15 protein-coding genes and 1 tRNA gene are annotated in these 15476 nt (G+C 71.5%); 9 read left to right on the forward strand and 7 right to left on the reverse strand.

The window, feature by feature from the left end; translation table 11 throughout:
- Nucleotides 1-418: 418 nt before the first annotated feature.
- Nucleotides 419-1945, forward strand: coding sequence for an MFS transporter (locus ACWD01_RS13420; protein WP_451161188.1), 1527 nt, complete (start codon nt 419-421; stop codon nt 1943-1945).
- A 58-nt stretch (nt 1946-2003) separates the two neighbouring features.
- On the opposite strand, the gene ACWD01_RS13425 is transcribed toward ACWD01_RS13420, so the two are convergent.
- Nucleotides 2004-2492 (reverse strand): hypothetical protein, encoded by a 489-nt coding sequence (locus tag ACWD01_RS13425; protein WP_451161190.1) that lies wholly within the window; start codon nt 2490-2492, stop codon nt 2004-2006.
- A 341-nt stretch (nt 2493-2833) separates the two neighbouring features.
- On the opposite strand from ACWD01_RS13425, the gene ACWD01_RS13430 reads away from it, so the two are divergent.
- Entirely contained in the window at nt 2834-3379 is a 546-nt protein-coding gene (locus ACWD01_RS13430; RefSeq protein WP_451161192.1) for a peptidoglycan-binding domain-containing protein, read from the forward strand.
- 125 nt (nt 3380-3504) lie between these two features.
- On the opposite strand, the gene ACWD01_RS13435 is transcribed toward ACWD01_RS13430, so the two are convergent.
- Together ACWD01_RS13435 and ACWD01_RS13440 are read right to left on the reverse strand one after the other, a co-directional pair.
- Complete coding sequence (locus ACWD01_RS13435) at nt 3505-3696, reverse strand: DUF397 domain-containing protein (protein WP_451161194.1); 192 nt, start codon at nt 3694-3696, stop codon at nt 3505-3507.
- A 13-nt stretch (nt 3697-3709) separates the two neighbouring features.
- Entirely contained in the window at nt 3710-4561 is an 852-nt protein-coding gene (locus ACWD01_RS13440) for a helix-turn-helix domain-containing protein (protein WP_451161196.1), read from the reverse strand.
- 226 nt (nt 4562-4787) lie between these two features.
- On the opposite strand from ACWD01_RS13440, the gene ACWD01_RS13445 reads away from it, so the two are divergent.
- Nucleotides 4788-5366, forward strand: a complete 579-nt coding sequence (locus tag ACWD01_RS13445; RefSeq protein ID WP_451161198.1) for an ATP-binding protein — start codon at nt 4788-4790, stop codon at nt 5364-5366.
- Here the strand turns inward: ACWD01_RS13445 and ACWD01_RS13450 are convergent.
- Nucleotides 5256-5666, reverse strand: coding sequence for a RidA family protein (locus ACWD01_RS13450; RefSeq protein ID WP_451161200.1), 411 nt, complete (start codon nt 5664-5666; stop codon nt 5256-5258). The two genes, ACWD01_RS13445 and ACWD01_RS13450, sit on opposite strands and share 111 nt — an antisense overlap.
- A 269-nt stretch (nt 5667-5935) precedes the next feature.
- On the opposite strand from ACWD01_RS13450, the gene ACWD01_RS13455 reads away from it, so the two are divergent.
- Complete coding sequence (locus tag ACWD01_RS13455) at nt 5936-6409, forward strand: DUF485 domain-containing protein (RefSeq protein WP_451161202.1); 474 nt, start codon at nt 5936-5938, stop codon at nt 6407-6409.
- On the forward strand, nt 6406-8007 hold the full coding sequence (locus tag ACWD01_RS13460) for a sodium/solute symporter (protein WP_451161204.1): 1602 nt from the start codon (nt 6406-6408) through the stop codon (nt 8005-8007). The genes ACWD01_RS13455 and ACWD01_RS13460 overlap by 4 nt, the downstream gene beginning before the upstream one ends.
- A gap of 64 nt (nt 8008-8071) precedes the next feature.
- On the opposite strand, the gene ACWD01_RS13465 is transcribed toward ACWD01_RS13460, so the two are convergent.
- Both ACWD01_RS13465 and ACWD01_RS13470 read right to left on the reverse strand, forming a co-directional pair.
- Nucleotides 8072-10762 (reverse strand): SUKH-4 family immunity protein, encoded by a 2691-nt coding sequence (locus ACWD01_RS13465; RefSeq protein WP_451161206.1) that lies wholly within the window; start codon nt 10760-10762, stop codon nt 8072-8074.
- A gap of 7 nt (nt 10763-10769) precedes the next feature.
- Nucleotides 10770-11783 carry an SMI1/KNR4 family protein gene (locus ACWD01_RS13470; protein WP_451161208.1) on the reverse strand — a complete coding sequence of 338 codons (1014 nt, stop codon included), beginning with the start codon at nt 11781-11783 and terminating at the stop codon, nt 10770-10772.
- 230 nt (nt 11784-12013) lie between these two features.
- On the opposite strand from ACWD01_RS13470, the gene ACWD01_RS13475 reads away from it, so the two are divergent.
- Together ACWD01_RS13475 and ACWD01_RS13480 are read left to right on the forward strand one after the other, a co-directional pair.
- Complete coding sequence (locus ACWD01_RS13475) at nt 12014-12514, forward strand: YwqJ-related putative deaminase (RefSeq protein WP_451161210.1); 501 nt, start codon at nt 12014-12016, stop codon at nt 12512-12514.
- A gap of 10 nt (nt 12515-12524) precedes the next feature.
- Nucleotides 12525-13019, forward strand: coding sequence for an SUKH-3 domain-containing protein (locus tag ACWD01_RS13480; protein WP_451161212.1), 495 nt, complete (start codon nt 12525-12527; stop codon nt 13017-13019).
- Here ACWD01_RS13480 and ACWD01_RS13485 read toward each other — a convergent pair.
- The gene (locus tag ACWD01_RS13485; RefSeq protein ID WP_451161214.1) at nt 13006-14328 is read right to left on the reverse strand and encodes a sensor histidine kinase; all 1323 of its coding nucleotides are present in this window, start codon (nt 14326-14328) and stop codon (nt 13006-13008) included. The two genes, ACWD01_RS13480 and ACWD01_RS13485, sit on opposite strands and share 14 nt — an antisense overlap.
- Before the next feature lie 156 nt (nt 14329-14484).
- Between ACWD01_RS13485 and ACWD01_RS13490 the strand changes: the two genes are divergently transcribed.
- Both ACWD01_RS13490 and ACWD01_RS13495 read left to right on the forward strand, forming a co-directional pair.
- Nucleotides 14485-15333, forward strand: coding sequence for a hypothetical protein (locus ACWD01_RS13490; protein ID WP_451161216.1), 849 nt, complete (start codon nt 14485-14487; stop codon nt 15331-15333).
- Between the two features lie 38 nt (nt 15334-15371).
- Nucleotides 15372-15443, forward strand: a tRNA-Gln gene (locus ACWD01_RS13495).
- Nucleotides 15444-15476 lie beyond the last annotated feature (33 nt).

A 15476-nucleotide genomic window follows, 5' to 3' on the forward strand; every position in this document is an offset into this window, starting at 1 on the left:
CCAGTGCGGGTGCGTCGCCGCAGGTACGGGTCAAGTCTCTCGGCGGAAGCCGTCCGGCGCGCTGGTGCGCAGCGCAGTCTTGGTGCGGGGGTTTTCCCCACCCCCGTCCGGTGCTGCCGGTGGCCTCCGTCCGACGCCCCCGTGACCTCCGTCCGGTGCTGCGGTGACTTCTGTCCGGTGCTGCTGGTGTCCGGGGGCCTCGGCTGCGGCCGTAAGTACAAGCTAAGGAACGCAACCCGCCCTTCTCGTCGTCCGCCGGGACGAACGTCCCCTGGACAGAAGTAAGGAGGAGCCCCTAGGGGACTCCACCCGAAGGTGGACGTGCCAGGGTCGAGACTGCACCCTCCCCCTGCGTCAGCCTCAAGTGAGAAGGTGTCCCCCGGAATTAGATGCATGACGAACGGACCTGGGGGACGCCATGGGAAGCACCGGCCGCACCAAACGCCTGCCCGGCTCCGCCGCGCACCCGGCGGCGCCCCGCGGCCGGGGCCCGGTCGTCGCCGCGCTCATGCTCGGCATGGCACTCGCCGCGCTCGACGGGACCATCGTGTCGACCGCCGTGCCGCAGATCGTCGGCGACCTGGGCGGCTTCGCCGTCTTCTCCTGGCTGTTCTCGGGCTACCTGCTCGCTGTGACCGTCACCCTCCCCGTGTACGGCAAGCTGTCCGACACCTTCGGCCGCAAGCCGGTACTCGTCGCCGGGATCATCCTGTTCCTCGTGGGCTCCCTGCTGTGCGCGCTCGCCTGGAACATGGCCGCGCTCATCGCGTTCCGCGTCGTCCAGGGTCTCGGCGGCGGGGCGCTCCAGGGCACGGTGCAGACCATCGCCGCCGACCTCTACCCCCTCGCCGAGCGCCCCCGCATCCAGGCCAGGCTCTCCACCGTGTGGGCGACTTCGGCGGTCGCCGGCCCCGCCGTCGGCGGGCTGCTCGCCGGATACGCGGACTGGCGCTGGATCTTCCTCATCAACCTGCCCGTCGGCGCGGTCGCGCTCTTCCTCGTCCTGCGCTACTTCACCGAACCGGCCCGCCCCGCACGCACCACCCGGCCGCGCGTCGACTGGGCCGGCGCCCTGTGCGTCTTCGCCGCCGGCACACTGCTGCTGACCGCGCTCGTCCAGGGCGGCATCGCCTGGCCGTGGCTGTCGGCCCCGTCGCTGGCCCTGCTGGGCGGCAGCGCGGCCCTCGTCGCCGTCACGGTCGTCGTCGAACGCCGTGCAGCGGAGCCGATCATCCCCGGCTGGGTCTGGCGCCGCCGCACCATCGCGGCGGTCAACCTGGCCCTGGGCGCGCTGGGCCTGCTGATGGTCGCCCCGACCGTCTTCCTGCCCACCTACGCGCAGTCCGTCCTCGGCCTCGGCCCGATCGCCGCGGGCTTCGTCCTCTCCGTCATGACCCTGAGCTGGCCGGTCAGCGCCGCCCTGTCCGACCGCGTCTACACCCGCATCGGCTTCCGGCGGTGCGCGATGCTCGGCGCGGGCCTCGCGATGCTGATCCTGCTGGCCTTCCCGCTGCTGCCGTTCCCCGGCGAACCGTGGCAGCCGGCCCTGATCATGCTGCTGCTCGGCGCGGCGCTCGGCCTCTTCCAACTCCCCCTGATCGTCGGCGTGCAGTCCACCGTCGGCTGGTCGGAACGCGGCACCACCACGGCCTCCGTCCTCTTCTGCCGCCAGGTCGGCCAGTCCCTGGGCGCGGCCCTCTTCGGCGCGGTCGCCAACGCCGTCCTGCTCTCCCGCCTCGGCGGCGGCAGCCTCGACTCGGTGTCCCACGCCCTGGAGAACCCGGCCACGCTGACGGCCTCCGCCACCGACGGCCTGCGCCGCGCGGTCGACGCGGCCGTCGACCACGTCTACGTGGGCGCGGCGGCCGCGGCGGGCGTGGCGCTGCTGGTGCTGCTGTTCGTGGCGCCGAAGCGGTTCCCGGTCCGGACGGAGCCGACGGACTGACGCCCGCGAGTCAGGGTCCCGGGCCGGGCTGCGGCGGCCGGCTGGCCGGGCCGGTGCGCTATCCCCGGCCGCCCCCTGCCCGGCCCCCTCCCCGGCCCCGTCCCTGGGGGAACTGTCCGAGGTGGACGGCCTGATGGAGGACCGTCGCCAGCTCCCGGAGGTCCTCCGTGAAGTTGTCGACACGGATCCGGCGTCCGCTGTGCAGCCGTATCTCGCACGTGGAACCCATCCCCCGGGCATCGGCCAGCGGCCGGCCGTCACCGCCCCTGGCGCCCACCTGCGCGACGTCCTCCCACGGGATCACGGTGGCGGCTCCCGCGACACGGTGGGTGAACCCCCGCTCATGGATGTCGAAGCACTGCTCCCTGGTACGGAACGCGTGCACCAGGCCCCAGGTCCCGAGGCCCAGCCCCATCAGACCGACCCCGAGAAGCAGTCCCGCCAGCTCCGGGGCCCCGTCGGTGGTACCCACGGAAGCGATCGCGACCGGCAGGCCGACGGCCGTGCCCGCCACCCCGACCACCAGCCAGATGCCTGCCTGCCGCATGCGTCTCGCACCGTCGGTACGGTGCTCCCGCACGAATCCCCCGAGCTGCCGGGCCACATCCGTACGCCTCATCACGCCGCCTCCCCCAGGTCATTGACATGCTGCCCTGCCACCCAAGGATTCACCCTCGGTCTGACATCCCACCGAAGCGGCGGCGAACACCGGTCATCGAGGGGTCCCCCCGCCCTGCCCGGAATATCAGGATCCCGGTCTCGTCGTCACGGGCGCCTCCCGCTTGGTCGCGGGACAGCAACACCCGTACCCCTGGCGCCACTTCGGCCACTACGGTCCCCGAAGTACCGCCCAGGGCCCAACCGCCTACGACACCTCACGGAGACCCCTTGTCCCAGCAGAACGACCGCCGCCGTATCCGCAGAGCCGCCACCACGCTCGCCGCGGCCGCCCTCACTCTCGGGATCAGCGCCACCATCACCACGCCCGCCACCGCGAGCGGCTCCTACACCGGCCGCGCCTACGTGCACGGCACCAGCTATCTCACCGGCGACTTGAACGACGAGGGCGTCGTCACCGTCCGGACGCACCGCTCCTCCAACGTCACCTGCCTGTGGCAGATGATCCTCCACTCCGACAACTACCTGCCCGCCTCCGGCGTCGACGGCATCTTCGGCGACCAGACCCACGCGGCCACGGTGAAGTGGCAGCGCGACCGCGGGCTGACCCCTGACGGTTCGGTCGGCAGGCTCACCTTCGCCAAGGTGAACCAGAAGATCCGCGACACCGGCCCCGACGGCGACTTCCGGTACGGGCACTACGACGGAACCCACCACAACTACGCCGTCCGCCGCGCCCGCAGCGGCGGCAACTGGCAGTTCGCCTCCCCGGGCCGCGGCTTCCTGCCCGCCGCGTACAACTACCGGTCCTGCTGACGCCACAGGTGAGGCCGGCCGGTTGGACCTGACCCCGCGGCACACGCCCGGTGGCATGTCGTCCAGCTGCTCGTATACCGGTGTCCCGGGGCACCGGTATGCAGGAGGTCCTCGACGGGCCCGCGTCAGGAGGCCTCGAAGCGCCCGTCGGCGGCCGCGCGGATGAAGCGGCCCAGTACCTCGGGACGCGTCGCCACAAGGACGTCCGGCACCTTGCTGTCGCGCAGGCGAACGGTGCCGTCGGGGGCGACGGCGACACAGACGCAGTTGGATCCGTCGCCGCTGTAGGAGGACTTCCGCCACTGGTACGTGGACACGTCGCGCCTCTTCTCAGATTTCTCGGGTGAGCCGATGGATGAAGTCACGGGACTCGGCCGGCTCGAGAGCTGCGGCCTTCATGCGGTCCAGGACAGAACGGAACTTGACCAACTGGGCTTCGGCATCGAGGTACTCGCAGCCGAAGTGAGTGTCGACCTGCACGGTGTCCAGCTTGGGCACCGGCCCTGATACGTAATCGACAGACTGCCCCGTTCCGGGAAACGCTCCGCTGCCGAAGGGCAGTACCCGGACAGTGATGTTGTCGCGCTGACTCATGTTGACGATGTGCCGGAGCTGGGCGCGGGCGGCTTTCGGACCGCCGAAGCCCATCCGCAGCGCCGCCTCATGGATCAGGGCCGTATAGGCAATGGGATCAGGCCGGAACAGGACTTCCTGGCGCTTGATCCGGTGGGTGAGCCGGTGTTCCGCCTCATACGGCAGCAGTGGCGGCGCGACCTCCTTGAACAGCGCCCGGGCATGGTCGGTCGTCTGCAACAGGGCCGGGATGTGAATGACCAAAGCCACATGCAACTCACGGGCGTGGTACTCCAGCTCGGCGAGATCGACGAGGGCTGCCGGGAGGTAGTCGCGGTACTCGTCCCACCATCCGCGGGTGCGTCCCCCGGTCATCGCGCAGAGGGCCTCGATCAGCGCCTCGTCGGCGCAGTCGTAGCTGCGGGCGAAGGTGCGCACGCGCTCGGCACTCACGGGGTAACGGCCGGATTCGATGCTGCTGATGCGCGCCTGACTGATGCCGAGGAGTGCAGCCGCGCCGACCGATGTCAGGCCGGCGCATTCCCGCAGCTTGCGCAGCTCGATCCCGAGCCGCTGCTGGCGCAGGGTGGGCGTGGTACTGGGTGGCACGGCTCCCCGATCCCCCGCACGTCCGTACAGGCAGGTCACTCACACGACGTAATTCAGGAAGGTTTCCGGTAAATCCGTAGCAAGTATTCCACCACCCTGTTCTACGGTGCAGCCACGCCACTCAGACCACCGCCGACAAGCCGGAAGCGCACCGCACCCCGCGGCACTGCCACCGCGCGGCCACGCCGTCGAGTGATCCAACTCCACCTCCCCGCAGGAGACTTCCGTGGACACCGTATCGCCGCCCACCCCCTGGTCGTACGTACTCCAACTCCCCCACCACCCCTTCGCCGCACGCGTCGCCCGTCACACCCTCCGCACCGTGCTGGGCGGCCACGACATGGCGCGGTTACTCGACACCGCCGAGCTGCTGACCTCCGAGCTGGTCACCAACGCGTACCGCCACTCCGACGGACCAGCGCCCCTCCGCCTGCGGCACATGGACGGCGGACGGCTCCGGATCAGCGTCTGGGACTCGAACCCGGCGATCCCCGCCCCCTTCGACCGCCCGGCAGGGGCGCTGCCGCCCCACGCGCCCGCCTGCGCCGACGGTGGGCGGGGCCTGCGGATCGTCGCGCACTGCGCCGTCAACTGGGGCGGCTACCCGCTCAGGGACGACCTCTTCGGCCGGAGCGGCAAGCTGCTGTGGTGCGAGCTCGACGCCGCGCCCGGACAACCGCGCCAAGAAGACGGCTCAGCCGGACAACGCCACCGTGAGATCCACCTCGACGAGCTGTCCCGGGTACCCGAGCTGCGCGACGCCCAAGAGCGTGGCGGCCGTGGTGAACGCCGGCCCGAGGGCTGATTCGGTGAGCCGGCGCCATGCGACCCCCAGGTCCTCCCTGTCGTCGCTGCGCACATAGATCACCGACCGCACCACCTGCTGCGGCTCGGCGCCGACCGCCGTCAGGGCGGCGAGGGAGTTCGCGACCACCTGGTCCACCTGCGCCTCGAGCGATTCGGAGCCGACGAGCGAACCGCTGCGGTCAAGGGGGCACTGCCCCGCCAGGTAGGCCGTACGACCGGCCTCCACCACGGTGATGTGGTGATAGCCGGGCGTCTCATGCAGCTGCTCGGGGTTGATACGCGTGATCTTCGCGGTCATGCACCCGAGTCTGACCGGCAGGCCACCGGTGCGCCTCGCCATTTCTTCCGCAGAGGACGCGAGTGAGCGCCGAGCATTTCCCGCCCATCCAGGGCAAGAGCGACGTTTCGCCCCCGGTTACCGCCAGTTCGTTCGCTCGTGCACAGGATTGTCACCGAACCGACATACCAGTTGGTCGGGAAGCCCTTACGTGATCGCACTACCCGTGAGTAACGTACGCGGACCACCAGCGCCACCCGCCCACCCTCGGGGCGGCAAGGAGCAAGACGATGTCGTACCACCACCAGCTCTTCCCTGATCCGCCACGCCAGCCCAGCCACCCCGGACGGCACCGTCAGGAGACGGCCGACCCGGCGTGGGACTTCGGCCGGCAGCCCTGGGACCGGCCGCAGGCCGCGTACCAGGACCAGGGCGACGACGAGCACAGCCGCGAACTGCAAAGCCTCGGCTCGGCCTACCGGAGACTGCGGCGCGTCTCGACGCTCACCGCCCTCGGCTACTTCGTCCTCTTCCTGCTCCTGTCCGCGTACGCCCCCGGATTCATGACCGGCGAGGTCAGCGGCGGTCTCACGGCCGGGCTGGTGCTGGGGCTCGTCCAACTGCCCGTGGCTCTCGCCGCGATCGCCGTGTACGAGCGCATCGCGCGCAGACGCGTCGACCCGCTCGTCACCTCCGTCAGGGAGCGCATGGAGCGGACGGCCCCGTACGGCGGCCGGCAGCCGGCCGGAGGTGCGCGCGCATGAACGGGTTCAGCTCCGAGGCACAGACCATGTCCCTCATGGCGTTCATCGCCGTCATCACCGTGACGCTGCTGCTGTGCGTGATGACCGGGCCCGACCGGGACGACCTCGGCGAGTTCTACACCGGCTACCGCTCCCTGTCCCCCATGCAGAGCGGCCTCGCCATCGCGGGCGACTACATCTCCGCCGGAACCGTCCTCGGCACCATCGGCATCATCGCGCTCCTCGGGTACGACGGGCTGACGCTCACCCTGAGCACCGTGCTGTCGCTGGTCCTGATGATGTTCCTGCTCGCCGAACCCTTGCGCAACGCGGGCCGGTTCACCATGGGCGACGTCTTCGGCCGCCGCGCCCACGGGCCCGCCGTACGGATCACCGCCGCGGCCGTCACCCTGACCGCGCTGCTGCCGCTGGTGATCTTCCAGCTCGCCGGCGCGGGCGACCTGCTCTCCGTCGTCCTCGGCTTCCACGCCGACGGGTTCAAGACCGGCGCGATCATCTTCCTCGGACTGCTGATGATCACGTACGCGGCGATCGGCGGCATGAAGGGCACCGCCTTCATCCAGATCGTCAAGACCGTCGTACTGCTCGGCGCGGCCACCGCCATCGCCGTACTGATCCTCGACCGCTTCGACTTCAGCGCGCCCGCGCTGATCGACGCCGCCAAGGCGGGCAGCGGGCTCGGAGACATGTACCTCACCCCCGGACTGCAGTTCGCCGGCGACGAACTCGACATGATCAGCACCCAGTTGACCGTCGTACTCGGCGCCGCGGTACTGCCCCACATCACCATGCGCATGTTCACCGCCCGCAACGCGAAGGCCGTGCGGCGCTCGATGTCCTGGGCCGTGTCCATCGTCGTCGTCACCTGCCTGCTCCTCGCCGTGATCGGCTTCGGCGCCGCCGCCCTCGTCGGACACCAGGAACTCGCCGCGGGCGACCCGCAGGGCAAGACCGCCTTCCTCATGGTCAGTCAGGCCGTCATGGGCCCCGACCCGAACACCGTCGAGACGCTGCTGTTCACCACCGTGGCGACGGCGATCTTCCTCACCCTGCTCGCCTCGGTCGCCGGGATCACCCTGGCCTGCGCCAACACCCTGGCCCACGACCTGATCGCGCACGGCGTCCGCGAAGGCAGGCTCACCGACCGCGCCGAGATGGCCATCGCCCGGGGCGCGGCCGCGGGCGTCGGTCTCGTCGCCATCGCGATCGCCGCCGGCGCCAGACACCTGAACCTCCAGGCGCTGCTGACCCTGTCCTTCTGCGTCGGCGCGTCCGCCGTCGCACCCGCCCTCGTCTACACCCTCTTCTGGCGCCGCTACACCCGTACGGGACTCCTCGCCACGCTCATCGTGGGCAGCGTCTCCGCACTCGTCCTGACGACCGGCAGCAACCTGGTGTCGGGCTCCCCGCAGTCGATCTTCCCCGGCCAGGACTTCAACTGGTTCCCGTACACCACGGCCGGCCTCGTCTCCATCCCGCTCGGCTTCCTCGCCGGCTGGCTCGGGTCCGTCCTGTTCGACAACGACCGGGCCGTCCAGCGCCGCGACTACGAGGACCTGGAACCCACCATCCTCGCCGGCGCACCGACGAACTCCTGAAAACGGCGAAGGGCGCCCGGTCCGCAATCCGCGGACCGGGCGCCCTTCGCCGTCGGACAGGCCCCTACAGCAGGCCGTCCCACATCTGCTCGAGGAGCACCGACCACCAGCTCTCCGGCGACGCCAGTGCCGCCGGGTCCAGGGCCGTCAACTGGGCCTGGAAGTCGACCGTCCAGCGGCCCGCCTGCTCCGGAGTGAGACCCAGGCGCAGCCGCCACATGCGGCCCAGCAGGGCCAGGCAGCGGACGAACTCCGGCAGACCCGTGTTCACGAACTGCGGGGCCACCGGCTGGCCGCCCGGGCCGGACTCGACCGGGACCGCGACGATGTGCGCCGTGCCGTACTGGACGCAGATCGCGCGGCCGAAATCGCTGCCGATCACCAGATACGAACCGGCGTCCGACGCCGGCTGCACCTGGCGCTGGGCGGCGAGCTCCGCCAGCGTCGGCACCACCGGCTGAGCCGGCTGCGCCCAGAAGAACGGGTTGAAGTCACCCGGCAGACCCGCCCACACCAGGGTCGCCGCCACGATCTCCGGCACGCCCTGACGCGACACGGCCCGCTGGTCGAACCGGCACAGACCCTGCGGTCCGAACGCCGCCGCCAGCTCCTGCGCCACACCCTCCGGCGGGACCGGCGGGACCGGCGGCACGTGCGGAAGCGGGGCCCGCACCGGCGCGGGACGGGCGGGCCCGTCCGCGACCTGGTGCAACTCACCCTGGTGGGCGAGGAGTTGCTGCATACCCTGCTGACGCGAGGCGTGGTCCCTGCCGTACGGGGCGATCGATGTGATCCGCGCCTGCGGCCACGTCTCCCGGATCATCCGCGCACAGTACGCACCCGGCAGCTCGCACGACTCCAGTTCCGTGTGCAGCTCCAGCACCTGCTGCGGCGGCACGTTCATCGCACGCAGCTCATGCAGGATCTGCCACTCCGGATGCGGAGTGCCCGGGGCGGAACGGCGGATCAGCTGGGCCTCGGAACCGTCGGCCGCGCGGTAGCGCAGCACCGCCTGGTAACCGGGCCCGACCGTCGGCACACCGGTGGGCTGCTGCGGATACCCGTACGGCGGGCTCCCGCCGCCCATCGGAGGCTGCGGCGCGTTAGGAACCGGGCCGGGAGGACCGGGCGGGCCGGGCGGCTGCGGGGCGCCCGGGCCCATCTGGGCAGGACCGGCCAGCATCGTCGCAGCATGATGCACCCCACCACCGGGCGGCGGCGTCGAACCGGGAGGCGCGGGCGGACCAGGAGGCGGCGGAGTCGAACCGGGCGGCCGCGGCGCGCCGGGAGGACCGGGCGGCTGCGGAGCCCCCGGACCCATCTGCGCGGGACCGGCCAGCATCGTCGCAGCATGATGCACCCCACCACCGGGAGGCGGCGTCGAACCGGGGGCCGGCGGCGGACCGGGCGGCCGCGGCCCCTCCGGGCCGAGCTGGGAGACCATCTGGGTGGGCAGGTGGCCGCCGGCCGGAGCTCCGGGAGCCCCCGGCGGAGGCGTCGCGCCCGGACGGGCACCCGGGGTGCCGGGAGCGCCGGGCGGCGGCGGAGGCGTCGCCCCCGTACCGCCGCGTGCGCCGCGCGGCGGCAGCACCGCCTTGCTCGTCGCCGCGTCCGCGATGTCGGCCGCACCGGCGCCCGGGCCGGGCGGCGGCGTCGAACCGGGAGGCACGGACGGCGCGGAGGTATCCGGCCCCGGCTGGGACGGGGACTGCGGCGGTTGCTGCGAGCCCAGGCCCGGCACGATCGAGGTCCTCGGCAGCTGACTGCCGCCGGACATCAGCGCCGTGGGCGCGTCCGCCGACACCGGCGGCGGAGTGCGCTCGGCGTCAGCCGGGACCGGCGGCGCGAACACGGTGGCCGGCAGCGGCACGGACGCGTCGTCCCCGCGCCCGGAACTGGTGTCCGTCCAGCCGGTGCCGCCGGACGACGAGTTGGCGGGCACCCCGTCCGACGCCGTCGGCTCGTAGTCGGCCGCCCCCGCGTTCGGCCACGCGGACCCGCCCTGCGACGCGTCCGCGCCCGAACCGGACGACGACCCGGGCTCCGGCCACACGGAACCGGAGCCCGACGAGCCCGAAGAACCGGAAGACGACCCCGCGTCCGACGCCGGAGCCGGCGAAGCGGACGAGGAAGACGACGACGTGGACGACGAAGAAGGGGACGACAGCGACGAGTACGAAGAACTCCCCGTCGCCTGCGAGGCGTTGCCGCCGATCGAACCCGACGCGTCCGGCTCCCCCGCATCCGTCGAGCGGTCGGCCCCCGCCGACGAAGCCGCGGCGGCCGGCGCACCCGGGCCCGCGCCCGGCTCCGAGGACGAAACGGCCCCCGACACATCCGACGGTCCCGGCGACGAATCCGCCGACGCCCGCCGGTCCGGAATACCCAGCCTGTCCGCCGCGTCCTGGAGCCACTCCGGCGGGCTCAACAGGAACGACGTCTGATTCAGATCCACCCGCTGCGGCGCCTCCGCGGGCGGCGCCGGCGCGGCGTCCGGGACCCCGTACTCCTCCTCGTACCGGCGGATCACCTCACCCACCGGCAGCCCCGGCCACAGCGTCGCCTCACCGCTGTCCCTGGCGATCACCAGCCGCTGCCGGCCACCGTCCGAACGGGCGCCCTGCTCACGGTCCTCCGCCCACACGACGAACCCCAGGTCGAACTCACGGACCCGCACCTCACGATGCTGGTACGCGGGCACATCGCCGTTGACCCACTCCTCGGCGCGCTCCTGCGCCTGCGCGAAAGTCACCACCGGACCATCACCCCTCGCCCGAGACGGGGACCGCGCGCGCGAAGCCGCCGTCCACCATCAGATTCGCCACGGTCTCCAGCTCCGGCGGATTGCCCGCGAGCCGCTGCAGAAACGCGTCGAAGTCCTCGCCGCAGGGCAGCAGCAGCCTCTCCACACGCTCCTGCACAGTCCACCCGTCCTGGTCGCGGGCGTCGTCGTACGCGCAGAACCACACCGAACCGATGTCCGACCCGCGCACCTTCAGCGCGAGAATCCCGCCCTGGACGAACGCCACGCCCAGATAGTCCTTCGTCAGATGGTCCCGCAGACATTTGTTCACATACACGAGGTCATTGACCGCGGCCTCGTCCCGCACCGTGAAGAACGGCTGGTCCACCAGCAGACCCAGCTCCGCGTCCAGCGCCGCGCCGACCGGCGCCGAACCACCCGCCGCCTTCAGGAACGAGCGGTACGCGCCCGGCAGCCGGTAGCCCAGGTCCTCCTCGACACCGAGCAACTGCTGCTCGGTCACCGACACCGCACCCCTCGGCAGCCCGAAATGAGCGGGCCGCGTCTCCTGCAACGGCCGCGTACCCCGCTTGACCTGGTCCACGGCCGCCGTCGCCAGCCCGCCGTGATGCCGCAGCAACGCCTTCACCTCGACCGGTACGAGCTCCAGCCGCCGCGAATCCCGCACGTGGTGCCAGGTCCAGCCGTGCGGCGTCGCCACCGGCGGGATCGTCTCCCACAGGGCGTGGCCGCCCGCGGCCAGCGCCGCGTTCGCCGAGACGTAGTCCGTGAGCCGCAGCTCATCCACGCCGAAGCCCTCCGGGGGCTCCGCGATCTCCGCGGCCGCACGCGCGTACGGCGAGAAGTCCGGGTAGCCGGCGTCGTCCATCCGCACCCCTCTGGGATGACGGGAGGCCCGGACCGGGTCCGGGAAGTGCACGACCTGCCCGGCGTAGGCCGCATTCGATGGCGCCGTACCCGCGCCGGCCCCGGGGCCCATAGCTGCCCCCAGGCCTTGCCGACCTGTCGTCATGCGTTCTGCCCCCTGCTGGCTTCTGGCTGGTTCAGCACAGCCTAAGCGGTGCGGCAAGAGTGGCCGCCGGGCCTCCGGTTCCGTAACGAAGAGTCACTTTCGAGTGACCCACAGACCAGCCGCGACACACCGGCGACCCGTTTCAGCTACCCAGCTTCCTTACCGGCCACCCCATTTGGCAGGCTGTCTATCCGCACCACGGGGGAGTGCACGGGAGGGACGGCAGCACCATGCACGCAGCGCAACCAAGCACATCGGGTGATCCACGCCTCAGCTGGAGCACCGACGAGTCCAGGCAGCCGCCCGCACTCCGGCACCGCCGCGACGGCATCCTGCCCGCGGTCGCCGCCGCACTCTCCGTACGCGGCGAAACCCTCACCTGCACCGCCGGCAAGGGCGACCAGCCACCCTCCCTCCACCCGCTCGTACAGGATTTCCTCGACACCCTCACGAGTGGCCAACGAGAACGCTTCACCGGCCGCTGCCCCGAAGCGATACTGCTCTCCCGCCACCTCACCGCGGCCGAGACGCAGCGCTCCAAACGCGCCCAGCGCAAACCCCTCACCCACAGCGAGGCCCGCCGGTCGCTCAAACACTCCAAAATCACCGCACGCCGCATCCGCGAGGACGGCGACCCGCTGCACGGCAGCTACGCCCCGCCGTGCCGGTCCTGCACCGCCCTGCTCGACCACTTCGGCGTACGCCCCGTCGCCCCCACCCAGAACGGCTGACCACCGACCGATGCCCGACCATCACCTGAGCACCACCCGGTTCCCCGTCGCCATCGACGCCGCACTGCGCGACGCGGGCTGGCAGCCCGGCCGCTGGGACATCAAGCAGGCCGAACACTGGGCCGACACCCTCCGCGCCCACGTCTCCCCCGCCGGACACCGCCACACCGTCTTCCCGGCCGTCGTCGAAGCCTGGGCCGAATTCGGCGGACTGACCGTCACCGCGCCCGGCCCCGGACGCCAGCACGCACCCACCCCGCTCCGCTTCGACCCGCTCGCCGGCCTCCACCACGCCCGCACCCTCGCCGACCTCGGCCGGGCACTCGACACCGAGATCTCACCACTCGGTATGGAAGGCGACCAGCAGGCCGTACTGGCCATGGACGCCGAAGGCCGCGTCTACAGCATCGACCACACCGGCGACTGGTACGTCGGACCCGACATCGACCAGGCCCTCACCACCCTCGTCACCGGCGTCCAGCCGACCCGCCTCACCGCCGGCTGACCTCCGCCCGGTCCGGCAGCACCGCCGACACCCGGAACCCCCCGACCTCCGTCGGCCCCGACACGAACACCCCGCCCAGCGCCGTCACCCGCTCCCGCATACCCACCAGACCGTTCCCACCACTCGGCAGCCCCGCGTCCGCCGCGCCCCCCGCCGCGTCCGGAGCACCGTTCTCCACCTGCATCGCGACCTCGTCCACGCGATGCGCCAGCCGCACCATCACCTTCGCGCCCGCCGCATGCTTGTGGACGTTCGTCAACGCCTCCTGCACCACCCGGTACGCCGTCTGCTCCACCTCCGGCGGATACAGCCGCACATCACCCTGCACCGCGAGCTCCACCACCATGCCCGCCTGCCGCGACTGCCCCACCAGCACCTCGATGTCCGCGATGCACGGCCCGTCGTCCGCCGCCGCGGCCGCAGCCGCGGCAGCCGCCGCACCCACCGCCGCCAACGGCGGCCCCTCCGCCCGCGCCGGCACCCGGTCCTCACCGGACCGCAGCACCCCGAGCATCTCCCGCAGCTCCGTCAACGCCTGCCGGCCCATGTCCCCCACCAGTGCCGCGTTCTTCACCGCCTTCTGCGGATCCTTCAACGCCACGGCCTGCAACGCCGCCGCATGCACCACCATCAGGCTCACCCGGTGCGCCACCACGTCATGCATCTCCCGCGCGATCCGCGTCCGCTCCTCCTGCCGCGCCCACTGCGCCCGCTGCTCCGCCCGGTCCGCCAGCAGCGACAACTCCTGCTCAAGACTGTCCGCCCGCTCCCGCAAGCTCTCCATCAGCCGCCGCCGCGCCCCGACGTAGAGCCCCAGCAGCACCGGCGGCGCCGTCAGCCCCAGCGACATGAACACCGCCATCAGCGGCACGTACCAGGCGCTGTAGTCCCCGGCCTCCACGTCCTGCCGCACCCGGACGAACGTCACTATGAACGTCGCCGACAGGGCCATCCCCGCCAGCGTCGCCGTGATCCGCCGCGGCACGTCGCACGCAGCGAGCGAGTACAGCCCGATGATCCCCAGCAGATAGCCCATCTCGGCCGGCGTCGTCGCGACCGACACCAGCACCACGGCGATCGGCCACCGCCGTCTCAGCGCCAGCACCGACCCGACGGCCAGTCCGAACAGCACACCGAACGCCACCGGCAGCGCGGCCCGCTCCGCGAAGCCGACCCCCTCCAGCGCACACTCGAAAGCAGAGACGACGCCGAGCCCCACGTCCAGCACGGCACTGCGCCGCCGCCCCCACCACAGCAGGCCCCGGGCGGTCGGACCCGCGGCCTCCTCCAGTTCCCCCGTTGTGGTCATGCGTCCCAGCCTACGGGCGGGCGCGAGTCATTTTCACGGGAGCACGGCGGCGCCCGGCGCACCCGTTCCGGGCCCGGAATGCTCCAGATCCGCTCGAACTGGTGAATCGACCAGAGATTCGACCCGGACGTCCGCATTCCGGACGACGATCGCCTCATGACATCCAACGTCGGCAAGTACGCCGACTTCGAGGGCCTGCGCGAACAGGCCGTGGCCCTGCGCCGCGAGGGCCTCAGCCTCCGCCAGATCCGCGACCGCCTCCGCGTCGACAACAACGACCTCCTCCACCGCCTGGTCAAGGGTGAACCCCCACCGGAGTGGACCAAGCGCCCGAGAGCCAAGGACGACCTGCGGGACAAGGCGCGCGAGCTGCGCCTCCAGGGCATGACCTACGACCGGATCCAGGCGGAACTGGGCTGCTCGAAGAGCTCGATCTCGCTGTGGGTACGGGACCTGCCGAAGCCTGCGGCCCGGTACACCGACGAGGAGCGGCAGGCCCTGATGAACGCCGGTCTCGCCCGCCGCAGGGCGGCGGAGGAACAGGAACGTGAAGACGCCAAGCAGGCGGCCCGCGACGAGATCGGCCGGCTCTCGGACCGGGAGCTCTTCATCGCCGGAGTCGCGCTCTACTGGGCCGAGGGCGCCAAGGACAAGCCGTATCGCCGGCGCGAGGTTCTCCAGTTCATCAACAGCGATCCCAAGGTGATCGGTCTGTATCTCCGGTGGCTGGAGCTGTTGGGGGTGACGCGCGACCGGATGCGCTTTCGCGTGAGCATCCACGAGAGCGCGGACGTCGCGACGGCAGAACGGTTCTGGGCCGCGCTCGCCGGTGTCGACGTGTCGGCCTTCCAGCGAGCCACGCTCAAGCGTCACAACCCGAAGACCGTGCGCAAGAACGCCGGGGACGCCTACCGCGGTTGCCTCGTCGTCTACGTCACCAAGAGCGCCGACCTCTACCGTCGCATGGAAGGGGCTTGGTACGGCATAGTGTTGGGTGCCCAATAGGCGCTCGGACCAAATCTCCGGTTCGGTCGTCTTTACAATCCCCTGTGGTGTAATTGGCAGCACTGAGGCTTTTGGTGCCTTATGTCCGGGTTCGAGTCCTGGCGGGGGAGCTGCCCGCTCCGGGTCCTGACCTGCACGGTCGG

It is taken from the genome of Streptomyces sp. NPDC002835, from assembly GCF_053591995.1.